The 25338-nt window shown below is 58.7% G+C and carries 17 protein-coding genes; 5 read left to right on the plus strand and 12 right to left on the minus strand.

The genetic code is table 11. The features are described 5' to 3' along the window. The first annotated feature begins 156 nt into the window (after nucleotides 1–156). Nucleotides 157–1383, plus strand: coding sequence for a nicotinate phosphoribosyltransferase (pncB, locus tag DFS28_RS07660; protein ID WP_111449244.1), 1227 nt, complete (start codon nucleotides 157–159; stop codon nucleotides 1381–1383). A 4-nt stretch (nucleotides 1384–1387) separates the two neighbouring features. Further along, complete coding sequence (gene nadE, locus DFS28_RS07665; protein ID WP_111449245.1) at nucleotides 1388–2215, plus strand: ammonia-dependent NAD(+) synthetase; 828 nt, start codon at nucleotides 1388–1390, stop codon at nucleotides 2213–2215. Nucleotides 2216–2324: 109 nt separating this feature from the next. On the opposite strand, the gene azu is transcribed toward nadE, so the two are convergent. After that, nucleotides 2325–2771: an azurin gene (gene azu, locus DFS28_RS07670; protein WP_111449246.1), complete on the minus strand. Its 447-nt coding sequence runs from the start codon at nucleotides 2769–2771 to the stop codon at nucleotides 2325–2327. A gap of 343 nt (nucleotides 2772–3114) precedes the next feature. Here azu and DFS28_RS07675 point away from each other — a divergent pair, with 343 nt between their 5' ends. Both DFS28_RS07675 and DFS28_RS07680 read left to right on the plus strand, forming a co-directional pair. Continuing rightward, nucleotides 3115–3702, plus strand: coding sequence for a TIGR00730 family Rossman fold protein (locus tag DFS28_RS07675; RefSeq protein ID WP_111449247.1), 588 nt, complete (start codon nucleotides 3115–3117; stop codon nucleotides 3700–3702). Nucleotides 3703–3770: 68 nt separating this feature from the next. Beyond that, nucleotides 3771–3962: a hypothetical protein gene (locus DFS28_RS07680; protein ID WP_008157021.1), complete on the plus strand. Its 192-nt coding sequence runs from the start codon at nucleotides 3771–3773 to the stop codon at nucleotides 3960–3962. A 223-nt stretch (nucleotides 3963–4185) separates the two neighbouring features. Here the strand turns inward: DFS28_RS07680 and DFS28_RS07685 are convergent, their stop codons facing one another. The 4 genes from DFS28_RS07685 to DFS28_RS07700 all read right to left on the minus strand — a co-directional run bounded on the left by DFS28_RS07685 (nucleotide 4186) and on the right by DFS28_RS07700 (nucleotide 13619). Beyond that, complete coding sequence (locus DFS28_RS07685) at nucleotides 4186–5076, minus strand: transglutaminase family protein (RefSeq protein WP_111449248.1); 891 nt, start codon at nucleotides 5074–5076, stop codon at nucleotides 4186–4188. After that, nucleotides 5076–7562, minus strand: coding sequence for a circularly permuted type 2 ATP-grasp protein (locus DFS28_RS07690; protein WP_111449249.1), 2487 nt, complete (start codon nucleotides 7560–7562; stop codon nucleotides 5076–5078). The genes DFS28_RS07685 and DFS28_RS07690 overlap by 1 nt, the downstream gene beginning before the upstream one ends. Nucleotides 7563–7650: 88 nt before the next feature. Continuing rightward, entirely contained in the window at nucleotides 7651–10926 is a 3276-nt protein-coding gene (locus tag DFS28_RS07695; RefSeq protein ID WP_111449250.1) for a DUF2126 domain-containing protein, read from the minus strand. A gap of 389 nt (nucleotides 10927–11315) precedes the next feature. Beyond that, nucleotides 11316–13619, minus strand: coding sequence for a YgiQ family radical SAM protein (locus DFS28_RS07700; protein WP_111449251.1), 2304 nt, complete (start codon nucleotides 13617–13619; stop codon nucleotides 11316–11318). A 228-nt stretch (nucleotides 13620–13847) separates the two neighbouring features. Between DFS28_RS07700 and DFS28_RS07705 the strand changes: the two genes are divergently transcribed. Continuing rightward, the gene (locus DFS28_RS07705; protein WP_111449252.1) at nucleotides 13848–17813 is read left to right on the plus strand and encodes a dermonecrotic toxin domain-containing protein; all 3966 of its coding nucleotides are present in this window, start codon (nucleotides 13848–13850) and stop codon (nucleotides 17811–17813) included. A 30-nt stretch (nucleotides 17814–17843) separates the two neighbouring features. Here DFS28_RS07705 and dnaB read toward each other — a convergent pair whose 3' ends face one another. The 7 genes from dnaB to rnr all read right to left on the minus strand — a co-directional run bounded on the left by dnaB (nucleotide 17844) and on the right by rnr (nucleotide 25142). Continuing rightward, a complete protein-coding gene (dnaB, locus tag DFS28_RS07710) occupies nucleotides 17844–19238 on the minus strand; it encodes a replicative DNA helicase (protein ID WP_033055553.1) in 1395 nt (464 codons plus the stop codon). Between the two features lie 121 nt (nucleotides 19239–19359). Further along, nucleotides 19360–19806: a 50S ribosomal protein L9 gene (rplI, locus tag DFS28_RS07715; RefSeq protein WP_003197251.1), complete on the minus strand. Its 447-nt coding sequence runs from the start codon at nucleotides 19804–19806 to the stop codon at nucleotides 19360–19362. Between the two features lie 19 nt (nucleotides 19807–19825). Then, nucleotides 19826–20719 carry a hypothetical protein gene (locus DFS28_RS07720; protein WP_056746335.1) on the minus strand — a complete coding sequence of 298 codons (894 nt, stop codon included), beginning with the start codon at nucleotides 20717–20719 and terminating at the stop codon, nucleotides 19826–19828. Between the two features lie 36 nt (nucleotides 20720–20755). After that, nucleotides 20756–20986, minus strand: a complete 231-nt coding sequence (gene rpsR, locus DFS28_RS07725) for a 30S ribosomal protein S18 (RefSeq protein WP_002551829.1) — start codon at nucleotides 20984–20986, stop codon at nucleotides 20756–20758. A gap of 28 nt (nucleotides 20987–21014) precedes the next feature. Next, the gene (gene rpsF, locus DFS28_RS07730) at nucleotides 21015–21437 is read right to left on the minus strand and encodes a 30S ribosomal protein S6 (RefSeq protein ID WP_003217491.1); all 423 of its coding nucleotides are present in this window, start codon (nucleotides 21435–21437) and stop codon (nucleotides 21015–21017) included. 310 nt (nucleotides 21438–21747) lie between these two features. Then, nucleotides 21748–22515: a 23S rRNA (guanosine(2251)-2'-O)-methyltransferase RlmB gene (gene rlmB, locus DFS28_RS07735; protein ID WP_111449253.1), complete on the minus strand. Its 768-nt coding sequence runs from the start codon at nucleotides 22513–22515 to the stop codon at nucleotides 21748–21750. After that, on the minus strand, nucleotides 22512–25142 hold the full coding sequence (rnr, locus tag DFS28_RS07740; RefSeq protein WP_111449254.1) for a ribonuclease R: 2631 nt from the start codon (nucleotides 25140–25142) through the stop codon (nucleotides 22512–22514). The genes rlmB and rnr overlap by 4 nt, the downstream gene beginning before the upstream one ends. Between the last annotated feature and the right edge of the window lie 196 nt (nucleotides 25143–25338).

Below are 25338 nucleotides of genomic sequence, written 5' to 3' on the forward strand. Positions count from 1 at the left end.
AAGCTCCCTCGCCACAAAGGCTAGCTCCCACAGAGATTTCCAGCGCCTAAAAAAACGCTGGCAATACCTGCCGTTGATATGCGCCACTAGCCCCATTCATTGAAACAGCTGCAACGTCGCTGCCACGGGCCGCGGCCAGCCTGGAGAACCCCCGTTATGAGCGAGAGCGTGTTTGGCGATCGCATCGTGCAGAACCTGCTCGACACCGACTTCTACAAACTGACGATGATGCAGGCGGTGCTGCACAACTACCCGAACGTGGAAGTCGAATGGGAGTTTCGTTGCCGTAACAGTGAAGATTTGCGCCCGTACCTGGCGGAAATCCGCTTCCAGATCGAGCGCCTTGCCGAGTTGAGCCTGAGCGCCGACCAGTTGAGTTTCATGGAGCGCATCAGCTTCATGAAGCCGGATTTCCTGCGTTTTCTCGGGTTGTTCCGCTTCAATCTGCGCTACATCCACACCGGTATCGAAAACGGCGAGCTGTTCATCCGCCTGCGCGGGCCATGGCTGCACGTGATCCTGTTCGAAGTGCCGCTGCTGTCCATCGTCAGCGAGGTGCGCAACCGCTATCGCTACCGTGAAGTCGTCCTGGAACAGGCGCGTGAGCAGCTCTACCGCAAGTTCGACTGGCTCACCGCCAACGCCAGCGCGCAGGAATTGTCCGAATTGCAGGTCGCCGATTTCGGCACTCGTCGTCGCTTCTCGTACCGCGTGCAGGAAGAAGTGGTGAACGTGCTCAAGCACGATTTCCCCGGTCGTTTTGTCGGCACCAGCAACGTGCACCTTTCACGGGAACTGGACATGAAACCGTTGGGCACCATGGCCCACGAATGGATCATGGCCCATCAGCAACTCGGCCCGCGGCTGATCGACAGTCAGATTGCCGCCCTCGATTGCTGGGTCCGCGAGTACCGTGGCCTTTTGGGGATCGCCCTCACCGACTGCATCACCACCGATGCCTTTCTCAGCGATTTCGACCTGTACTTCGCCAAACTGTTTGACGGCCTGCGCCATGATTCCGGGGATCCGGTGCTCTGGGCGGAAAAGGCCATCGCGCATTATCACAAGCTGGGTATCGACCCGATGAGCAAGACGCTGGTGTTCTCCGACAGCCTGACGCTGCCCAGGTCCCTGGAGATTTTTCGGGCGCTGCGCGGTCGGATCAATGTCAGCTTTGGTATTGGCACCAACCTGACGTGCGATATTCCGGGTGTCGAACCGATGAATATCGTGCTTAAAATGGCCGCCTGCAACGGCCAGCCTGTGGCAAAGATTTCCGATGAGCCTGGCAAGACTCACTGCAAAGACCCGAATTTCGTCGCCTACTTGCGACACGTTTTCAAAGTACCTGCTGCCATTTCCAGCACATCAAGCAAGGAGTGAATTCATGCAAGCCGAACAGCGTGAGATTGCTGAACAGCTCAAGGTCCAACCGCCGTTCGCCGACCAGGCCGCCCTCGAGGCTGAAGTCACCCGGCGGATTACCTTCATCCAGGATTGCCTGGTCAATTCCGGGCTCAAGACCCTGGTGCTCGGCATCAGCGGCGGCGTCGATTCCCTGACCGCCGGTCTGCTGGCCCAGCGTGCCATGCGCGAACTGCGCACACGCACCGGCGACAACAGCTACAAGTTCATCGCCGTGCGCCTGCCGTACGAAACCCAGTTCGACGAACACGACGCCCAGGCCTCGGTGGATTTCATCGCCCCGGACGAGCGCCACACCGTGAACATTGGCCCGGCGGTCAAATCCCTGGCCAGTGAAGTCGCAGCGTTTGAAGGCAAGCACGCAGTCTCGGTGGATTTCGTGCTCGGCAACACCAAGGCGCGGATGCGCATGGTCGCCCAATACACCATCGCCGGCGCAGCCCACGGCCTGGTGATCGGCACTGACCACGCGGCAGAAGCGGTGATGGGCTTCTTCACCAAGTTCGGTGATGGCGCGTGCGACCTGGCGCCACTGAGCGGTCTGGTGAAAAATCAGGTCCGGGACATCGCCCGCAGCTTCGGCGCGCCGGAGTCGCTGGTGGAAAAAATCCCCACGGCCGACCTGGAAGACTTGTCGCCCGGCAAGCCGGATGAAGCGTCCCACGGCGTGACCTATGCCGAGATCGACGCGTTCCTGCACGGCGAACCGGTGCGCGAGGAAGCGTTCAAGATCATCTGCGACACCTATAAAAAGACTCATCACAAGCGAGTGATGCCGTTTGCACCTTGATTTCACCCCCATGGGCGCCTGGGATTGGCGTTGACGGGATTTGCGTTGGCCAATAAATAAACAAAAAAAAAGCGTCCCATGGGGACGCTTTTTTACGAGCTCGATTCGATTACTTCAGCACAACAGTGCCTTTCATCATCGAGATGTGGCCCGGGAACGAGCAGAAGAAACCGTAGCTTTCGCCAGCAGCCAGTTTCGAGATGTCGAAGGTCACCGAATCCGTTTCGCCAGCACCAATGATTTTGGTATGCGCGATGATGCGAGCATCACCTTCTTTCAGGTAGTTCTTCTCGATACCTGCACTCAGACCATCGGTGGCAATTGGCTGCATATCAGCTGTTTTACTCAGCACCCAGTTATGCCCCATGACGTTTTTCGGCAGGCTGCCGGAGTGTTTCAGCTCCACGGTGAACGTCTTGCAGCTCTTGTCGATGCTGATTTCCTTGGTATCGAAGGACATCTGGTCAGTCGAGTCGACAGTGACCTTGCACTCGGCAGCCATCAATTGGCTGCTGGCCAGTGTCAGCAGGGATACTGCAACAAGTTTGGCAAACATGGTGAATCTCCAAGGCAGGGTTAATAAAAGTGCGAATGGACAGAAGACTGCCTGAAAACTTCGCAAGTTCCTATGACCTGAATCAAAAATTGTATACAACTTTCGGGCTATGACACCTATCGAAACAATCTACCAGCCAGACGTCTGGGGCGGCCCTATCATCAGCTCGTCCTCACCCATCTGGAGCGTCAGTCATGTCCCTTAACAGCCTGTTGCGCAGTTTGCTCGCCGCCTATGCCTGTGGCGCCAGCGGAACCTTTGAAACACCTGAACGCGAAGTGTAGACCTTGGAACGCCGCGTGCCTGCCTTTACTCTGTGACCATCCTGACCATGGAGTAAGGCATGTCTTTAGCGTCCGTTTGTGTATTTTGCGGTGCCAGCACTGGCACCAACCCGGCTTATCGTGAAGCGGCTGTCGCCTTGGGGCGAGCATTGGCCGAGCGTAAACTGACTCTGGTCTATGGCGGTGGCGCCGTCGGGCTGATGGGCATCGTCGCCGATGCTGCGCTGGCGGCCGGCGGTAAAGTGATCGGGATCATCCCGCAAAGCCTCAAAGACAAGGAAATCGGTCACAGCGGCCTGACTCGCCTGGAAGTGGTCGACGGCATGCATGCGCGCAAGGCGCGGATGGCCGAGCTCAGCGACGCCTTTATCGCCCTGCCCGGCGGCCTGGGCACGCTGGAAGAACTGTTCGAAGTCTGGACCTGGGGCCAGCTCGGCTATCATGGAAAACCGCTGGGGCTGCTGGAAGTGAACGGTTTCTACAGCAAGTTGACGTCTTTTCTCGATCATATCGTCGGTGAAGGCTTCGTTCGCGAACCGCACCGTGACATGCTGCAAGTGAGCGAATCGCCGCAAACCCTGCTTGATGAACTGGATGCCTGGCAGCCGACAGTGGTGCCAAAATGGATCGAGCAAAAACCCAGCTAACGGCTGGGCATCGATACAGGGCAGAATACGCGCCGCTCAACCTCACCTTCGACCCCAGAGGATCGCCCATGGCTAAACCCAATTATTCCTTCGCCAAACGTCAGAGAGACTTGGCCAAGGAGCAGAAGAAAGAGGAAAAACTTCAGCGCAAGAAAGCTACAGCTGAAGAAGAAGCCGCCGCACTGAACCCCGATGCAGAAGGTGAAGTGGCCGCAGAAGACGCTGTTGAAGCACCGAAAGATCAGGCGCCCGACGCCTGAGACCCTCAGGGCCCGATGATCTGATCAGGCCCACCGGATCTGTGTCCAGGGTCAGCAGTTCTTTTGCTGACCCTCACAGTCCCATCTGAAATGTCCCCTCCAGAACTGACTTGCACATTCCCATGTGGGAGCGAGCCTGCTCGCGATGACGGCGGCACATTTAGCAATTATTTGACTGATACTCCGCTATCGCGAGCAGGCTCGCTCCCACAGTGGATCGTGGTCACTCCAGTGGCATTACGGTGACGCGGACTTCCGGGTCATGATTACCGCCACCCAGAATCACCCCGCGCAACGGCGATACATCGGAAAAATCCCGGCCCCAGGCCAAGGTGATGTGTTCCAGCGCCGGCTGCACGTTGTTGGTCGGGTCGAAATCCACCCAACCGAGCACCGGGCAAAACACTGAAACCCAGGCATGTGACGCATCGGCGCCGATCAGGCGCGGCTGGCCCGATGGTGGCTGGGTCAGCAGGTAGCCGCTGATGTACCGCGCCGCCAACCCACGGGAGCGTACGCAGGCGAGCATCAGGTGAGCGAAGTCCTGACAAACACCGCGCCGGCGCTCCAGCACTTCCACCAGCGGCGTCGCCACTTGGGTCGCCTCGGCATCGAAGGTGAACTCGCTGAAGATCTTCTCCATCAGCGCCTGAACACCCAACAGTAGCGGCCGACCCGATGGAAAGCAGCTTTCGGAAAACTCGACGAAGTTGCGCTTCAAATGCACGTAGGGCGATTCGAACCGGTAACGACACGCTTCCAGCAATTCGGGGGAAAGCGGCTGACTGCTGTAGGTCAGCGCGTTGCGGGTTTCTTCCCACGCCGGGGATTGATTGAAATCCAGCGCAGGCCGGGCCAGCACTTCGACGGTGAGCCGGGCATTGACCAGCAATTCATCATGCGGCCGCTCGAACGCCAACCGGGTCAGCGGATTACCGAACACATCCAGTTCATCGCGGCGGGTCGTCGGGTCGGGGCTGATCTGCAATTGTTGCTCGGTGCAGCGCTGCCAGGCACATGCACGCGGCCACAGGTGCGCGAGCTGCTGAGCCAGGGACACCGGGCTGTCGTAGTGATAATGGGTGTCATGGAGAATCTGGTAATGGGCGCTCATCAGACGGACACCGTGCGCTGGCTGACGTCATCGACGTGGGCGAAGTGGCGCAGGGCCAGACGATCCGACACTTGCCCGCTGGCGTCGGCGATCTCTTGCAACAGATCGGCCAGCCCCTCAATGGCGGCCCGAACGCTGGCTGCGCCGAACAGCGAGTTCTCCAGGCATCCCAGATCGAACTGTGCCAGGCGTTCCACCAACTGCGGCAACCCCGCTTCGCGAGGCACGCCGAAGTCGTCATTCAAGCGTTTCAAGGTACGAGTCACCAGTTTCAACTGAAACAGCACGGCGTGGGGGTTCTGCTCGTCGAGCAGCAACAGGTCAAGCACCGGGATCAATTGCGCCACCGCCAGATAGCGCGATCGGTAGGTGATGCTGCTGTTGCCCAGTTCCAGCAGCCACTCCAGCCCGGCCTGATCGAAAGCACCGGCGCCGCGCAGAAATGCCGCCAGGCTGGCGCTGAGAAATTGCAGACGTTCGATCCGGCGGCCGATCATCAGGAAGCGCCAGCCTTCGTCCCGGGTCATGTCGTCGAGGGCGAAACCGGATAACGCCGCCAGGGACATCACCAGACGGTTGAGGAAATCCAGCAACTCGCCGAAATCCGGTTCTTCGGCTTCCAGTTCCATGGCTTCGCGCTGCAGCTCCACCAGCGCTTGCCAGTTTTCCCGCGAGAGCTTGCCGCGCACCTGCGAGGCCGCCCACTGCAAACGCTGCAGGTTGGAACGCAGGCTGAACGACCAGTCATCGCCGAGCAATGCCGCCAGCAAACGCTCCGGCAACTCACCTTCATCGGGCAACAACATCAACCGTTCGCCCAGATCGACCGCCGCCTCCAGGGCTTGCGGGTCATCGCCATCGACATACCGCGCCAGCATGATTCGCAGCAGCCGCGCGCTGTCATCACAGCGTTCGCAATAACGGCCGAACCAGAACAGGTTTTCCACCACCCGTGACGGCAGGTATGGATCACGCCTTACCAGGTCGTGCACACCGATCGTGCGTTGGGTTTTCCATTGCTCACCGCTCGGCGGGCGATCGCCCAACACCCAGGTGTCTTTGCTCGCGCCACCGCGCTGCATCGACACCACTTCGGCGTCAGCCTCGGCGGCAACCCGGGTAAGGCCGCCGGGCAACACCCGATAGCCCTCACGGCTGGCCACTGCGTACACGCGCATGCCAATGGCCCGAGGTTGCAGATAACCGTCTTCAGCCTGCCAGATCGGCGCTTGAGAAAGCTGAGCCAATTCTTGCGCGACATAGGCATAAGGCCGGGCCTGCATGCGCTCAGCCAGTTCCTGACGCTGTTTTTCACTCAAATCACGGCCAAATACCGGAGCAAAGCTCTGTGACGGGAAAGCCGGTTTGATCAACAACTCCGGCAATTTTTCCAGTGCCTGGGCCAGCACCGGCGCTTCACCGCACCACCAGGTCGCGATGGAAGGCAGGATCAATTCTTCACCGAACAGGAATTGATTGATCTTCGGCAGGAAGCCCAATAACCCCGGCGACTCCAGCACGCCGCTGCCGAGGGCGTTGGCCACCAGCACCCGACCTCGGCGTACCGCTTCCAGCAACCCCGGCACACCAAGGGCCGAGTCAGTGCGCAGCTCCAACGGATCGCAGAAGTCATCGTCGAGCCGCCGCATGATCGCGTGGACCCGGCGCAGTCCGCTCAAGGTTTTCAGGTAAACCGTGGCATCACGAACGGTCAGGTCGCCGCCCTCTACCAGTGGGTAACCGAGCTGGCGCGCCAAATAGAGGTGTTCGAAATAGCTTTCGTTGAAACGTCCCGGCGTCAGCAGCACGATCAGCGGCGCGTCGTCATCACTCGGCGCCTGACGGGCCAGGGTTTCCTGAAGCGTGCGGAAAAATCCAGCCAAATGCTGCACTTTCAGGTCGCGGTACAGCTCGGGAAAGGCCCGGGACACGATGGTGCGGTTTTCCAGCGCATAACCGGCGCCGGACGGTGCTTGCGTCCGATCCGCCGTGACCCACCAGCGACCGTCGGGCGTACGCGCCAGATCCACGGCGTACAGATGCAGAAAAGCCCCGTCGGGTGGCGTAATGCCCTGACAGGGCCAGAGGAAATTGTTGTGACCGAAAACCAGCTCGGCAGGCAGCAGCCCCTCAGCGATTAACCGTTGCGGGCCGTACAAATCTGCCAGCACAGCATTGAGCAAGCGTGCCCGCTGAGCGATTCCGGCCGATAACTGCTGCCATTCATCAGCTGCAATCACGTGCGGCAGCAGATCAAGCTCCCAAGGTCGATCCGCCCCCTTGGGATCGGCGTAGACGTTATAGGTCACGCCGTTTTCCTGGATCTGCCGGGTCAGCAGCGCCTGACGCTGCACCAATTGCGTTGGTGTGCTGCGTTGCAAATGGTCGAACAACCGACGCCAGTGCGGGCGCACGGCGCCGCTGTCGTCGAGCAGTTCGTGATAAGTGCCCGCCGTCAGCGGGTAGCGGTCAAGCAGGTCAGGCATGGAAAGCTCGGCAGACAGCAAAGAACGGTCAGACTAACGCAGGCTCATGACGCCCGGATATACGAAAAGTCCGAGCGTCGCGTACGGTTTAGAAACGTCGTAAATCGAGAGTCATCGGCAGCTCGTCGTTAATTTCCATATTGGGTATAGGAAGTTTCCCAGGCGTATGTCCGATGCGGAAAAAACGCGCCATTCGACGGCTCTCCGCCTCATTGGCGTTCACCGGCAAGCTGTCGTAGTTGCGTCCGCCCGGATGGGCAACGTGGTATTGGCAGCCACCCAGCGAGCGCTGCATCCAGGTATCGAGCAAATCAAACACCAACGGCGCATGGACCGGAATGGTCGGCTGCAGGCAGTTGGCCGGTTGCCAGGCGCGGAAGCGCACGCCAGCGACAAACTCGCCGACTCGCCCGGTGGGTTGCAATGGCACTGGAATACCATTACAGGTCAGAAGATAACGCTGCGGCGGCAGGCCCGTGAGTTTGACCTGCAAACGTTCCAGCGACGAATCCACGTAACGCACCGTGCCGCCGACTGCGCCCTCCTCACCCAGCACATGCCAGGGCTCCAGCGCCTGGCGCAATTGCAGCTCGATCCCGCTGACCGCGTAATCGCCGACCTTGGGGAAACGAAACTCCAGATGCGCCGCAAACCACTCGGCGCGCACGGGATAACCGGCGGCATTAAGGTCGACGATGACGTCGGCGAAATCCTGTTCGATGAAGTGTGGCAACAGGAAACGATCGTGCAGCTCAGTGCCCCAGCGCGCCAGCTTCGGCGGTGCATAGGGCTCGCGCCAGAATCGAGCCACCAGCGCCCGCAGCAACAACTGCTGGGCCAGGCTCATGCGCGCATGGGGCGGCATTTCAAAGGCGCGCAATTCGAGCAACCCCAGACGCCCCGTCGCGCCATCCGGTGAGTAAAGCTTGTCTATGCAGAACTCGGCACGGTGGGTGTTGCCGGTCACGTCGATCAGCAGGTTGCGCAGCAACCGATCCACCAGCCACGGCGCGCACTCCTCCCCCGGTTCAGGCATCTGGGCAAAGGCGATTTCCAGTTCATACAACGCATCATTGCGCGCTTCATCGACCCGTGGCGCCTGAGACGTCGGGCCGATGAATAATCCCGAAAACAGGTAGGACAAGGACGGGTGGTTATGCCAGTAGCTGATCAGGCTGCGCAGCAGATCGGGGCGGCGTAGAAACGGTGAGTCAGCCGGTGTCGCGCCGCCCAGTACGAAATGGTTACCGCCGCCGGTGCCGGTGTGCCGGCCATCGATCATGAATTTCTCGGTGGTCAGTCGGGTCTGGCGCGCTTCTTCATAAAGAAATTCGGTGCGCTCGACCAGTTCATCCCATGTGGCGGACGGCTGCACGTTGACCTCGATCACACCCGGGTCGGGCGTGATCCGGAAGTTGCTCAGGCGCGGATCGCTCGGCGGTTCATAGCCTTCCAGCAACACCGGGCAATGCAATTCTTCGGCGGTGGCTTCGATGGCGCTGACCAGTTCCAGATAATCCTCGACCCGGTCCAGCGGCGGCATGAACAGGTACAACCGCCCTTCTCGTGCTTCCGCGCAGAACGCCGTGCGGGTCAGCCAGTCGGCGGATTCGTCGATCTTTGGCGTGCGCTCATCAGCAACTGCAGGCTCGCCTTGGCTCTGAAGTTGCGCAGTGTCGGGCAGTGCAGGGAAATCCTGATTCGGGTCCACAGGATGAATGAACGGGTACTCCGCCGCTTTCACCCAAGGCTGCGAGCCGAGCGGCAAGCGATAGCCCAGCGGCGAATCCCCCGGCACCAGTCGGCAATGCTCATCGCGCAGATACCAGCGGCCACTTTGCCATTGATCACCCTTGGCGGTGCGCGCCAGCGGCAGGACCTGGCCGATGACTTTGTCCAGACCCTGGCTGAAGACTTTGCGCAGGCGTGCACGTTCCAGAGGCTCTTCAAGACGTGAGTCTTCGGCGCTGACGTTCTGCGGCAAAGTGCCTTCGCGCCAGAGGTAATAGAAATTGTCTTCGTAGGCCGGAAATACAAAACGTGTCGGAATTTTCAGGCGTTCGGCGACACTCGCCAGAAAGCGTCCGGCCAACTCGCCATTGGCACCGTAGTCTTGCTGCTCATCGGCAATCAACGCGCTGTTGTGCCAGATCGGCACATCGTCGCGGCGCCAGTAGCAGTTCAGCGACCAGCGCGGCAATTGCTCTCCGGGGTACCACTTGCCCTGACCGAAATGCACCAGACCTTTGGGCGCGTAGTGCTTACGCATGCGCTGGAACAGTTCGGCGGACAGACGCCGCTTGTCTGGCCCCAGTGCCGCCGTGTTCCACTCGGCGCCGTCTGGATCGTCGATGGAAACAAACGTCGGTTCGCCGCCCATGGTCAGGCGTACGTCACCTTCCAACAGGTCGGCATCGATCTGCCGACCCAAGGCCTGGATCGCCAGCCACTGGTCTTCGCTGTAGGGTTTTGTTACCCGTGGTGCTTCCCAAATCCGCTCCACCGACATTTCGTGGGTGAATTCGCACTCGCACGGTTCAACCAAGCCACTGATCGGTGCCGCAGAGCCCGGATCGGGACTACAGGCCAACGGAATGTGTCCTTCACCGGCAAACAGCCCAGAGGTCGCGTCCAGGCCGATCCAACCGGCACCGGGCAAATAGACCTCACACCAGGCGTGCAGGTCGGTGAAGTCCACGTCAGTGCCCGACGGGCCGTCGAGGCTTTTAACGTCTGCGGTGAGCTGGATCAGGTAACCGGAGACGAAACGCGCTGCCAGACCGAGGTTGCGCAACAGCTGCACCAGCAACCACGCGGAGTCGCGGCAGGAACCGGAGGCATGTTCCAGGGTGTGTTCGGGCGTTTGCACACCTGGTTCCATGCGGATCAGGTAGCCAATGTCTTCGCTCAGGCGCTGGTTGAGTGCGACGAGGAAATCGACGCTGGGCAGCGGCGTGCGGTCGATGCCATCCAGATACGCTTTGAACTTTGGCGTCAGGGGCAAGGTTTCCAGGTACGGCGCCAGCTCTTTGCGCTCATCCGCGGCGTAGGCGAAAGGGATCTTTTCCGCGTAGGGCTCAAGGAAGAAGTCGAACGGATTGAAGACCGCCATCTCCGCCAGCAGATCGACTTCGATCCGCAGCTCATCGGTTTTCTCCGGGAACACCAACCGCGCCAGGTAATTGCCCTGGGGGTCCTGCTGCCAGTTGATGAAATGCTGCTCGGGCGAGACTTTCAGCGCGTAGGACAGTATCCGCGTGCGACTGTGGGCGGCCGGGCGCAGGCGAACGATCTGCGGACCGAGCTCGACGGCGCGGTCGTAGCGGTAATGCGTGACGTGGTGCAATGCGACATGGATCGACACGGCGTGCCTCCTGCGAGCCTTAAGCGTATTGGAAAGCGCGCAAGACTTATGCCATCCAGCAGCGCTGGCGCTTTCTCCGTTTACTTGAGGCAGTACAGCACCAAAATCGGGCGATGCGGGAATTTGGTTAAGAGGAGTTGCACGCAAATGTGGCGGACGGTGACCGCCAGCCTGGATGTGTAGTGGCTATGCTGGCCTCTTCGTGAGCAAGCCCGCTCCCACATTAGACCGTGCTCGCAAAGACCGCGCCGATCAAATGTGGGAGCGGGCTTGCTCGCGAAGAGGCCAGTTGCCCCAACACAGCTTCCGACCCGTCGCCCCGGTTTTCCGTGGCGCTCAACGCAAAACGCCAACCCGAAGGTTGGCGTTTTGTTCAGCTCAAGCGAGGTTTAGCGCGGTACAACCGGCTTGCGCGCAGGCTTCGGACCCTTGCCTTTGGCCGCGTCCTTGCGATCCTTGGCCGCCTGCTGGTTGCGGGCGAATGCCGCTGCCTTGGCCTGTTCACGCTTGTCCCACGGATTGCCGCCATCGCTGGCGCGCGGTGGCAAGCCCGTGTGCTGGGTCAGGATCTTGGTGGTCTTCTCACCCGCAACTTTGTGGCTGCCAGCCGGCGTCGAGTTCTTGCGACGGGCGCTCTGGTAGCTGTCGGTCGCCGGCTGGTGCAGCGGGATCAACTGGTTCTTGCCCGGCCCGATCAGGTCGGCGCGGCCCATGCGGGTCAGCGCCTCACGCAGCATCGGCCAGCCTTTCGGGTCGTGATAACGCAAGAAGGCCTTGTGCAGACGACGCTGCTCTTCGCTCTTGACGATGGTTACGGCGTCACTTTTATAAGTGACTTTGCGCAGCGGGTTCTTGCCCGAGTGGTACATCGCGGTGGCGGTGGCCATCGGCGACGGGTAGAACGCTTGCACCTGGTCGGCACGGAAGCCATTACCCTTGAGCCACAGGGCCAGGTTCATCATGTCTTCGTCGGTGGTGCCCGGGTGAGCGGCGATGAAGTACGGAATCAGGTACTGCTCTTTCCCGGCTTCCTTGGAGTACTTCTCGAACATGCGCTTGAACTTGTCATAGCTGCCAATGCCCGGTTTCATCATCTGGTTGAGCGGACCTTCCTCGGTGTGTTCCGGGGCGATCTTCAGGTAACCACCGACGTGGTGGGTCACCAGCTCTTTGACGTATTCCGGCGACTCGACCGCGAGGTCGTAGCGCAGACCGGAAGCGATCAGGATCTTCTTCACACCCGGCAAGGCACGGGCGCTGCGGTACAGCTGAATCAGCGACGAGTGATCGGTGTTCAGGTTCGGGCAGATGCCGGGGAACACGCACGAAGGCTTGCGGCACGCGGATTCGATTTCCGGGGTCTTGCAGGCGATGCGGTACATGTTCGCGGTCGGGCCGCCGAGGTCGGAAATGACGCCGGTGAAGCCGGGGACCTTGTCGCGGATCTCTTCGATTTCGCGAATGATCGACTCTTCGGAACGGTTCTGGATGATCCGGCCTTCGTGCTCGGTGATCGAGCAGAAAGTGCAGCCACCAAAGCAGCCTCGCATGATGTTCACCGAGAAGCGGATCATGTCGTAGGCCGGGATCTTTTCCTTGCCGTACGCCGGGTGCGGAATGCGCGCATAGGGCATGCCGAACACGTAGTCCATTTCTTCGGTGGTCATCGGAATTGGAGGCGGGTTGAACCAGACATCGACTTCGCCGTGCTTCTGCACCAGCGCACGGGCGTTGCCCGGGTTGGTTTCCAGGTGCAGCACGCGGTTGGCGTGAGCATACAGAACCGCGTCACCGCGGACTTTCTCAACCGAAGGCAGACGAATCACGGTCTTGTCGCGAGTCATCTTCGGGCTGGCCAGAATCTGCACGACCTTGGCTTCACTCGGGTCTTCAACCGGACCTTTTTCCTGCTCGATGGCGCAGGCTTGGGTGTCCTGGGTGTTCACGTACGGGTTGATGATCTTGTCGATCTTGCCCGGACGGTCGATGCGCGTGGAATCGATTTCGTACCAGTCTTTCGGGGTATCGCGACGGATGAACGCGGTACCGCGCACGTCGGTGATGTCTTCGATCTTGTGACCGTAGGACAGACGCTGGGCGACTTCGACGATCGCACGCTCGGCGTTGCCGTAGAGCAGGATGTCGGCGCTGGCGTCGATCAGGATCGAGTTGCGAACCCGGTCCTGCCAGTAATCGTAGTGGGCGATGCGGCGCAGGGACGCTTCGATGCCACCGAGAACGATCGGCACGTTCTTGTAGGCTTCCTTGCAACGCTGGCTGTAAACCAGGCTCGCGCGGTCCGGACGTTTGCCCGCCATGCCGCCAGGGGTGTAGGCGTCATCGGAGCGGATTTTTTTGTCGGCGGTGTAGCGGTTGATCATCGAGTCCATGTTGCCGGCCGCGACACCGAAGAACAGGTTCGGCTCGCCGAGCTTCATGAAGTCGTCTTTGGACTGCCAGTTCGGCTGGGCAATGATCCCGACGCGGAAGCCTTGCGACTCCAGCAGCCGGCCGATGATTGCCATGCCGAACGACGGATGGTCAACGTACGCATCACCGGTGACGATGATGATGTCGCAGGAATCCCAGCCAAGCTGATCCATCTCCTCCCTGCTCATCGGCAGGAATGGCGCTGGACCGAAACATTCGGCCCAGTACTTGGGATAGTCAAATAACGGCTTGGCTGTTTGCATGACGATGACCGGTGTTGAGATGAAAAATCGCGGGCGCGGAATATAGCACAAAAAATAACCAATTCCGACAACAGCGGTCGGCTTTTACCCTCAGGCCTGCCCCCCCTGACCGATACAGCACATTTCGCTGGTCACAGGTCACTACATAGAGATTCTTCAAGCAAAAAACCCGCGAGTAATCTGGCGCTTCAATTATCAGACTGGCTTATCCAGAGCCACGGAGCGCCCTTGAACGATTCGACTTTACGCAATACAGCCCCCGCACCTACCCCTGCGGCCCTATCTGCTCACGCAAGTTTCATCCAGAGCAAGCTGCCTGGCTGGCTAGTCGAGGGATCCGCCGAACAACGCAAAACGTTTCGCGCTTGCCTGCTCAAAAGCAATGCCGCCAGGCAGGCGTTGGCCTCAGTCTTCGAAGATCTGAAAAACCCCGTGAACTTTGCCCGATCCTTGTTGAGCGAAAAGCTTACAGGGCACCTGGGATCGCTGGACGCTGAAAAATCCACACTGCTGCGCGAGTGGAAGAACTCCCATCTCCTGGGGCTGATCAAAACACATCATAAAACCACCGAACAAACGCTTGTAGACGCCGCTTTGCAGAACTTCGAACCTTCCGAAGCCCAGAGCGGTGGCTTTGAAGCGGGATCGGCCATCTATTTGTCCGGGTACGTCGAAAAGAAAAAAAGCGCTGTCAGCCCAGAAAACTTCGCCGGGGTTTGTCGCGAGCTGGACATCGGCATGCAGTACCAGAGACACATCAGCGAAATACTGGAACCTTCCGCAACGGCGGGAACAACCGCCACTCACTCGGCAAACCAGATAAAGGCCCTGATCAGGAACGACGATCAAAATACTTTTGAGGCGGCGATCCACATCGCCCTGATGAAGAAATCCATCAACAAAGATCTTCACACGCTATTACTCGAACTGAGCCACGCCGGCAGCCACAAGGACTTGATCTGTTCACAGCTGACTCTGGACGGCATAGCCCTTCCGGGCATCGTGATACTTCGGGATAAATGGCCCCAGATCAAACACGTCCTTTACATTCCCGATGATCCCGATAACGCGATCAAACGATATGACTCATATAACGCGCTTCAAAAAGCCTTGGCAATTAAGCTGGACACACCCTCTTACCGCAAATTCTTCAATCGCTTCATTCCGTTTGAGCGCCAGGGAACGCCGCTGACCACAGGCACTTTGTGGTCAGGCGAAACCCGCCTTAGTAATCCGTCTTTTGCCAAACCCTTAGTGCGTGTCGATATGGCCGGTGACATCTATGAAACGACCTTCAAGCAACGCATTGCCCACCTGAAAGCTGATGCACGTGTACTGGCGGTCCCCACGGCAGATGCCAACACCGCCGGCAGCTTGAAAAAACGTCAGGAGCTCGAGGCAGCAGGAGAGTCGCTGTTATTTTTCGCCGCGTCCTTCATACCGGTCATCGGTGAAGTGATGCTGGCGGTAACAGCGTTGCAGTTACTTCACTCGGTCTATCACGGCGTTGCCGCCTGGAGTCGTGACGATACCGATGAAGCGTTGAATGATCTGCTCGACGTCGCAGACGCCGCGGCTCTGGGCATCATCACGGCTGGCGCAATAAAAACCACCGGGATCGCCACTCACCTGGTGAAAATCAGGTTGAGCGACAATAGCGAACGACTCTGGCACCCCGATCTGATGCCCTATCGGAATACACTTCAACTCCCTGAAAACATCCATCCCAACGCTCAAGGTTTGTATAAACACAACGCAAAAACCTATGTAGCACTGGAAGACCATTTCTATGAAGTAAAGGTCGACATCGCCACCCGGCAGTGGGAGCTGCAACACCCTTCTGATCCAAACGGGTATGCACCACAGATGGTACAAAACGATGCCGCCGGATGGCGCCATCTGCACGAGGACCCGCGCACTTGGGATGGGTTGAAACTGATCAGGCGTCTTGGCCCTGTCGCACGCAATATCCGCCAAGAAGCCGTCGAGCCCATTCTGCTGGTCTGCGGATTAGACAGATTGGCTCTCATTGAACTTCATCTGAACACCCAACGTCCGCCGGCCCTGCTGACCGATGTGTTGAAGCGCTTTGATTTGAGGCAGGAAATAAATGATTTCAAGATAGAACGCAGCAAAGGTACTAAAACCGGCACTTACTCACCGTTCATCTTGCTGCACCTGCTCACCGCACTGAGCGGCTGGCCAACCACTCGATACCTGACCGTAGTCGACGGGACTGAAACGCTCTTTGCTTTTGGTGACTCCGCCAATGCAACACTGCCAGAACTTAGATTGACCTACGCCCAACTCAGAAACAGTGAACTGACAGACGCTGTTGTCGAGCAGTTGGAAACTGAAGAGCTCAGTGAGCTGCTCAAAGGGCTGGCGCCCTCCACTGCCTCTAACGCAGAGCGCCTGGCGCAGTGTCTCGAGATCAAACTTGCGGCAACAAAAGCTCTGCTGTTTTCAAAAGTTTATGCGCTGACAGATCAACCGGAAAACTCGATACAGGAACACATTCGCACCAAGTATCCAACGCTGCCAAAAAGCTATCTGCAACAAATGACACTTAGCCTCAGCACACTGGAAAAACAACAAATCGTGCGGAAAGGGCAGTTGCTGCCACTCATGGAAAAGGAAGCAGCCGAATATTCCAAAGAAGTCGAAACAGCACGTACTTATGAGGGGCTTTATCTTGATTCGGCTCGCCCGCTCGACACCGACAAACTCATCCTCACGAACCTCAAGCACTTGCCTGACTGGGCCGACTCGGTGCACATCGAAATGCGTGATGCAACTCTCAACGGCACATTGCTGAGCAGCGTCGGCAGTGACACAGCCGTTCATCGCAGAGTTCTGGTTCGAGTAGGCACGCAGTACAGGGCTTACGATGCGGCGGGAAATTCGCTTAATGGATTGGCCGACCTCTATACCTCGATCAAAGCGGCCCTGCCTGAAGCCGAGCGCTTTGCCATTGCCAATAGCTGGACTGACCGTGTCAAAACCGCGCTCAACAACGTCATTGAGCATTTACACAAACAACCTTTGGTTATTCGAGAAGCTGATGCGTCATGGGCTACCGAGCCCGTCACTCCAGGCGTGCCTCTTGATACCTATTTTGCCCGGCAAGAAACACCGACAAACCTGTCGCTGCGCGCAGATGGCGTTTATGAACAGCGCCCCCTACAAGGTGGCACGCACACGTATTACGTGCTGGAAAACCGCCTGTACTATCAAGTGCAATACGCCAAACCGGGTTGGCAAATCATCGATGCGCGCAGCCCCTATCGAGCGTACAAGCCCTATGTGCGGAAAAAGGCTGGGGGTGGCTGGGAGATCGATACCGATAGCGGCTTACCGGGCGGCACCCCGGGCGTTGGCTCGTCAAGGCACCTCGATATTCCGGAGGAGGCAAGCGGCAGCTATCACAGCGCCACCGAATACATCATGCCTGTGCCATTCACTGCCGCCGAACGCGAGCGAATGTCCAGCATCAGATCCTTTCAACAGGCCATCAACACACGCGGCAACTATGATCGCGCCAACAACGGCCGTTACCCCCTCAGGGACTTGAAAGGGCAACCGTTACGCATCAAAAAAATTCAGCAGCAGGCCAGATCGGCTGACGGGGGTACCCGCTACCAGGCCGCGGCAATCAAACCTTACATTCAATGGGAGGGCTTCGAAGACGTAGCCAACCTGTACGAAGAGAAACTGACGCTACGTACATTCACCGCCGCCGACTGCAAGATGCCTGAGGAAAGGACCTTGATCGGGCAAGACATGGTGAGCAACAAAAAGCCGCTGGTTAAAGGGGAGATTCTTGGGGTCTATGGGGGAGGATTGATACCCGGTTATGTCGGTGTCGCCAGAAAGGACCCATTCCTCATCGATGTACTGCCAGGGAAGCTATTCACCCACGCCAGACCCTCTACCGTTCTGTTGTCTGGAGACAATGTGCTGTCCCGAATGAATACTCTCTTCGAGTATGAACAGGGCAAGCCGGCACGACAGGCAACAACGGGTTACAACGTCGAAGCCGTGCCGTTCGATGTGGTGGTTCAAGCCCAAGGCGCAGGCAAGGAAAAATACTTGCTGTACGCCTTCTTTGCCATCGACGACATTCCCGTCGATAACGAGCTGCGTTGGAACTATGGCTACACCGAGCCAGCGATCAGAGCCCTGTTCGCCTGAAACACAGCTATCAACCGGACACCCTTGACGTTACTCGTCGTCGAAGTTGTAGCTGCCCGGCGCCAGGTTTTCGAAGCGGGTGTACTTACCGATGAACGCCAGTCGTGACGTACCGATCGGGCCGTTCCGCTGCTTGCCGATGATGATCTCGGCGATGCCTTTGTGCTCGGTTTCCGGGTGATACACCTCGTCCCGGTACACGAACATGATGACGTCGGCATCCTGCTCGATCGCTCCGGATTCCCGGAGGTCGGAGTTGATCGGGCGTTTGTTCGGTCGCTGCTCCAGGGAGCGGTTGAGCTGGGACAACGCCACCACCGGGCAGTTGAATTCCTTGGCCAGGGCTTTCAAGGAACGGGAAATCTCGGAGATCTCGTTGGTCCGGTTGTCACCGCCAGAACCCGGGATCTGCATCAATTGCAGGTAGTCGATCATGATCAGCGCGATATCGCCGTGTTCACGCACCAGACGCCGGGTCCGTGCGCGCATTTCCGAGGGGCTGATACCGGCCGTATCGTCAATGAACAGCTTGCGATCGTTGAGCAAGTTGACCGCCGATGTCAGGCGCGGCCAATCGTCGTCTTCCAGGCGACCGGCACGAACCTTGGTCTGATCGATCCGGCCGAGGGACGACAACATACGCATGATCAGCGATTCGCCTGGCATCTCCAGCGAGTAAACCAATACGCATTTGTCGCTGCGCAGCACGGCGTTTTCCACCAGGTTCATCGCAAAGGTGGTTTTACCCATGGATGGACGGCCGGCGACGATGATCAGGTCAGACGGCTGCAGGCCGCTGGTCATACCGTCGAGATCGGTATAACCGGTGGACAGGCCGGTAATGGCGTTGTCCGTGTTGAACAAGGTGTCGATGCGGTCGATGGCCTTGGTCAACAGGTCGTTCACGCTCACCGGGCCGCCGGTTTTTGGCCGAGCCTCGGCGATCTGGAAAATCTGCCGTTCGGCTTCGTCGAGAATCTCTTCAGCCGAGCGGCCTTCCGGGTTGAAGGCGCTGTCGGCGATTTCGGTGGCGATGCCGATCAACTGCCGCAACGTCGCCCGCGCACGAACGATCTGGGCATATGCCTTGATGTTGGCGACGGACGGCGTGTTTTTTGCCAGTTCGCCAAGGTATCCGAGGCCGCCGACTTGCGACGTCTGACCTTCCTTGTCCAATTGCTCGGCAAGGGTCACGACGTCGATCGGCGAGTTCTGGTCAGCGAGCTTGGCGATCGCGCGGAAGATCAAACGGTGGTCATGTCGATAGAAATCGCCGTCCGACACCTGATCAAGCACGCGTTCCCAGGCGTTGTTGTCCAGCATCAAACCACCGAGCACGGCCTGTTCGGCCTCGATGGAATGCGGCGGCACCTTCAGGGCAGCGGTTTGCAGATCGTATTGCTCGGGAGCGGAGATATCGTTCATGGCCACTTGGAATTAGATGTGAAAATCAGGAACTGCAGAAAGACAAAGGGCACGACCTGTAAACAGGATCGTGCCCGATGTTACCGGCAAGCACCCGAGGGCACCAGCCGACAAGTGCTGCTTAAGCTGCTACCACGACAACGCGTACGGTGGCTTCAACTTCGGCGTGCAGGTGCACGGCTACGTCGAATTCGCCTACGTTGCGGATAGTGCCGTTCGGCAGACGAACTTCGCTTTTTGCAACTTCAACGCCAGAGGCGGTCAGTGCATCAGCGATGTCGTGAGTACCGATCGAACCGAACAGCTTGCCTTCGTCGCCAGCGGTGGCAGTGATAGTCACTTCCAGCTCAGCCAGTTGGGCAGCGCGGCTTTCAGCCGAAGTTTTACGATCTGCTGCGGCTTTTTCCAGCTCAGCACGACGCTCTTCGAACGCAGCCAGGTTGGCAGCGGTCGCAGCGGTAGCTTTGCCGTAAGGCAGCAGGTAGTTACGACCGTAACCAGCCTTAACGTTCACTTTGTCACCCAGGTTGCCCAGGTTGGTGACTTTTTCCAGAAGGATCAGTTGCATGTGAAAATCCTCTTAACTTTTAACCTTCACCGTTCGCGCTATCGACGTCTTTCGGCGTCGAACGACCGCGAAAATCAATCAGGCTGTCGACGATGGCCAAGACCACCAGCAACGGATAGATCAGCTGCATGAACAGCAACAGCGTGACGTACAACCCCACCAGCCAGAACCTGGCCAGTCGCTTTTGCGCCACCAGCCCGTGAATCAGGGCCAGCCCGGCGAACACCAGCGGTACACTGCACAACGGCGTCAACATGGCCATCTGTGGACCGATGTTCGGTCCCAGAAGCATGAACGCCAGCAGCAACATCGCCAGCCCCAGCGGGAATCGGATGGCGCGAAACTCGCGACCAAAACCACCCGGGTTGTACAACAACGCCTGCCAGTAGCGCCCGACAAGCAGGCTCAGCACACTGACGATTTGCAACAAGGCCGCAATCAGGCCGGTCAGGACCGGTGCGATCAGGGACGCAAAATGCGCTTGCTCGTCTACCGACAACTTCTGGTAGACATCACCGAGTAGCGACGGCATGACTTTTATCAAAGCCTGCGCCAGCATCTCGATTTGGGGACCAAAAGCCGTCCCCAGCACCACTGAAAACACCACTCCCATCGCTATGCTGACCAGCAGCACGCGGTTCCAGGATTCGCTTGCGCGCAAAACCAACGCAAGGCTCCAAGACCCCAGCAGCACCAGAAGTGCCCGTGGGTCATCGGAGTAAAGCCACCAGATCAACGCCGGCAGCAGTCCCAGAGCAAGAACGCCCAGGGCGTCCTTCAATCCGCGCCGCAGGAGCACAAGGCAACCCGCGGCAGCACCCAACCAATACAACAACGGCAATGTTGCGCATCCGGCCACTACCAGAGTGGCCTGCATACGGCCGCGCATGATGAACTCAGCTATGGCACGCATGCTTTCAATCCTTTGCTACGTGTCGACTGCCCGGTCTCAGCGGCCGTGGCTGTCGGTGTAGGCCAGCAGGGCCAGGAAGCGGGCGCGCTTGATAGCGGTGGCCAGCTGACGCTGATAACGTGCTTTGGTACCGGTGATGCGGCTTGGAACGATTTTGCCGGTCTCGGATACATAAGCTTTCAGAGTGTTGAGATCTTTGTAATCGATCTCTTTCACGTCTTCAGCGGTGAAGCGGCAGAATTTACGACGACGGAAGAAACGTGCCATGTAATAGGCTCCTCAAAAGGTCCGTGGATTACTCGTCAGCGTTATCGCTGTTGTCGCTGTCATCACTGTCAGCGCTTTCAGCGCCTTCGTGCTCAGGACGGTCGCGACGCTCACGGCGCTCACTGCGGTTTTCTTCAGCCTTGAGCATCTCGGATTGGCCGGTAACGGCTTCTTCGCGACGGATGACCAGGTTACGGATCACTGCATCGTTGTAGCGGAAGTTGTCTTCCAGCTCGGCCAGGGCCTTGCCAGTGCATTCAACGTTCAGCATCACGTAGTGAGCCTTGTGAACATTGTTGATTGCGTAGGCCAGTTGACGACGGCCCCAATCTTCCAGACGGTGGATTTTGCCGCCGTCTTCTTCGATCAGCTTGGTGTAACGCTCTACCATGCCGCCGACTTGCTCGCTTTGATCCGGGTGGACCAAAAAGATGATTTCGTAATGACGCATGAATGCTCCTTACGGGTTGTAGCCTGCCGCTCAAAAGCGGTCAGACAAGGAGTGAATGACACTTATGGACTTGCTTGCGATAGACACATGCGTGCCTGCCGTCACAGCAAGGGGCGCAATTGTAGAGAAGGGACAGAAGAGGTGCAAGGCAATTGGTGATTATTTGAACAGCCACGACTATTTGCCCAAAACACAAACCACTGTGGGAGCTAGCCTGCTAGCGATGAGGAAATAACATTCAATATTGATGTTGAATGTGACTCCGCCATCGCTAGCAGGCTAGCTCCCACAGGAGGGGGTTACCGCTGGATCAGGACTTCTTGGCGGTTCCGGCAGCCTTGACGACGCGCTGGCGCCGGGCTTCAAACAGGCAGACGCCGGTCGCCACGGAAACGTTGAGGCTACTGACGCTACCCGCCATCGGCAGGTGCACCAGGTAGTCGCAAAGATCGCGGGTCAGGCGACGCATGCCGCTGCCCTCAGCACCCATGACCAGGATGGTCGGGCCGGTCATGTCTTGCTGATACAGACTCTGTTCAGCCTCGCCCGCCGTACCGACAACCCACAAGCCACGCTGCTTGAGCTTTTCCAGGGTGCGCGCCAGATTGGTCACCGCAACCAACGGAATCACTTCCGCCGCGCCGCAAGCCACTTTACGTACCGTCGGGGTCAACGTCGCCGACTTGTCCTTCGGAACGATCACCGCCAGAGCACCGGCCGCATCGGCCGAACGCAGGCAAGCGCCGAGGTTGTGCGGATCGGTCACGCCATCGAGCACCAACAACAGCGGTGCGCCTTCGGTGCGATCGAGCAATTCGTCGAGCATCGCCTCGCCCCAGACCTGGCTCGGACTCACCTCTGCCACCACGCCCTGGTGCACGCCTTCAACCCAGGCATCCAGCTCACGGCGTTCGGCGTTGCCAACGGCCACGCGATTTTCGTTAGCCAGCTCGATCAGCGTCTGAACACGCGGATCACTGCGGCCTTCGGCCAACCAGATCTGCTTGACGCGTTTTGGGTGGTGACGCAGCAACGCTTCTACAGCGTGCACGCCGTAGATCTTTTCCAACTGACTCATGACTTGGCCTTCGGTTTACGCGCCCCGCCGCTTTTGGCGGCTGGAGCAGAACCCGCTTTTGGCGGGCCTTTACGGTGTTTGCTCGGTTTGGCTGGCTTGCCGCCGGGAGCCTTGTCAGGCGCCGACCGTCCGGTCTTTCCCCCAGACGCCGCTTTACCGCCGCTTTTCGCTTCAGACAATAACGCCTGCTTCAATTCGCGGCTTTTGCGCAATTCGGCATTTTTCGCCGCAGCATCGCTCGGGCGATAGGCTTCGACAGCCTTTTCCTTGGCAGGACGACGACCGGTTTTCGCCGGGGCCGGCTCTGCAGCCGTTTTGGTAGCTGGCGCAGCGGTTTCAGTCCCGCGTTTCTTGCGACCAATCGGCGCACTGATGGTTTTTTCAGCCATCTCGAAGTCGATCTTGCGCTCGTCGAGGTCGACGCGCATAACGCGCACTTCAACGGTATCGCCAAGACGGAAGCTGCGACCGGTACGCTCACCGGCCAGGCGGTGGTGCACAGGATCGAAGTGGTAGTAATCGCCCGGCAGCGCGGTGACGTGCACCAGGCCTTCGACGTAGATATCGGTCAGTTCGACGAACAGACCAAAACCGGTCACGGCAGTGATCACACCCGGGAACGACTCGCCCACACGGTCTTTCATGAACTCGCACTTGAGCCAGTTCACAACGTCGCGGGTCGCTTCGTCGGCACGGCGCTCGCTCATCGAGCACTGCTCGCCGAGTTGCTCCAGGATCGCTTCGTCGTACGGGTAGATGCGCGCTTTCGGAATGGTCATCGCGCCAGCACGGCGAACGTGCGGGGTGTCCATTTTCGAATGGATGACGCTGCGAATCGCCCGGTGCGTGAGCAAGTCCGGGTAGCGGCGGATCGGCGAGGTGAAGTGGGTATAGGCTTCGTAATTCAGGCCGAAGTGGCCCTGGTTATCGGCGCTGTACACCGCCTGACTCAACGAACGCAGCATAACGGTCTGGATCAGGTGGAAATCCGGACGGTCCTTGATGCTCGCCAGCAATGCCTGGTAATCCTTCGGCGACGGGCCGTCCTTGCCTTTGTGCAGGGACAGGCCGAGCTCGCCAAGGAAAGCGCGCAGTTTTTCCAGACGCTCCGGTGGCGGGCCATCGTGGACGCGGTACAGCGCAGGGATTTCGTGCTTTTTCAGGAATTCGGCGGTGGCCACGTTGGCCGCCAGCATGCATTCCTCGATCAGCTTGTGCGCATCATTACGAACGGTCGGACGGATTTCGGCAATCTTGCGCTCGGTCCCGAAGATGATCCGGGTTTCCTGCGTTTCGAAATCGATCGCGCCACGCACGTGACGAGCGGCCAGCAGCACTTTGTACAGCGCGTAAAGCTGCTTGAGGTGCGGCAGAACGTCGTTGTACTCGCCACGGAGCTCACGCGCCTCGGTGAGTTTCGGCGTTTCCAGCATCGCGCTGACTTTGTTGTAGGTCAGGCGAGCGTGGGAGTGAATCACCGCTTCGTAGAAGCAGTAGTCGGTCATCTCGCCGGATTTGGAGATGGTCATCTCGCAAACCATGGCCAGACGATCGACGTGCGGGTTCAGCGAGCACAGGCCGTTGGACAGCTGCTCAGGCAGCATCGGCACGACGCGCTCAGGGAAATACACCGAGTTGCCACGAACTTGGGACTCGTTGTCCAGCGCCGAACCGATTTTCACGTAGCTGGAAACGTCGGCAATCGCCACGTACAACTTCCAGCCGCCGGAGAACAGGCGCAGCTTGCCCGGTTTGGCTTCGCAGTAGACCGCATCATCGAAGTCGCGCGCATCTTCACCGTCGATGGTCACGAACGGCAGATGGCGCAGGTCGATGCGCTTCTCTTTGTCTTTCTCTTCGACTTCCGGCTTGAGCTTGGCGGCCTCTTTCAACACAGCCTCAGGCCAGACGTGAGGAATGTCGTACGTGCGCAGGGCAACGTCGATTTCCATGCCCGGCGCCATGTAGTTACCCACGACTTCGACCACGTCGCCTTGCGGCTGGAAGCGTGGCGTCGGCCAGTGAGTGATCTTCACTTCGACGAACTGACCGATCTGGGCGTTGGCGTTACGGCCCGGCGTCACCAGCACTTCTTGCTGGATCTTCGGATTGTCCGCAACGACGAAACCAATGCCGCCCTCTTCGAAGTAACGACCAACGATGGTCTCGTGGGCACGGGACACCACTTCGACGATCATGCCTTCGCGGCGACCGCGACGGTCGAGGCCGGAAACGCGGGCCAGGGCACGATCGCCATCGAACACCAGACGCATTTGCGCCGGGCTCATGAACAGATCGTCACTGCCGTCGTCCGGGACCAGGAAGCCGAAGCCGTCACGGTGACCGCTGATGCGGCCCAGGATCAGGTCGAGCTTGTCCACCGGCGCATAGGTGCCGCGACGGGTATAGATGAGTTGAGCGTCGCGCTCCATGGCGCGCAGGCGGCGGCGCAGGGCTTCGATCTGGTCTTCTGTCGTCAGACCAAACTCTTCGACCAGCTGCTCGCGGTTAGCAGGCGAACCCCGATCAGCAAGGTGCTGAAGGATCAGTTCGCGGCTAGGAATAGGGTTGTCATATTTTTCCGCTTCACGAGCGGCCTCGGGATCGAGGGACTGCCAATCGGCCATTAGAGAGTTTTCACCTTGTCTATATGCGGGTTAGTTTGGCATAGGCGTAATGAAACGGGAAATTTCAGGCTATGAGAGCCCATCTAAAGCCCTTTATCGACAGCGCGAAGCTGAATTAAATGCCACTGGTAAAATTTTCCAGGTTTTTTCGACTTCAGGGGTTTACAGTTAAAAAGACGCTCCGTATAGTGCGCGC

The organism is Pseudomonas sp. 478 (assembly GCF_003254125.1).
Classification (GTDB): domain Bacteria; phylum Pseudomonadota; class Gammaproteobacteria; order Pseudomonadales; family Pseudomonadaceae; genus Aquipseudomonas.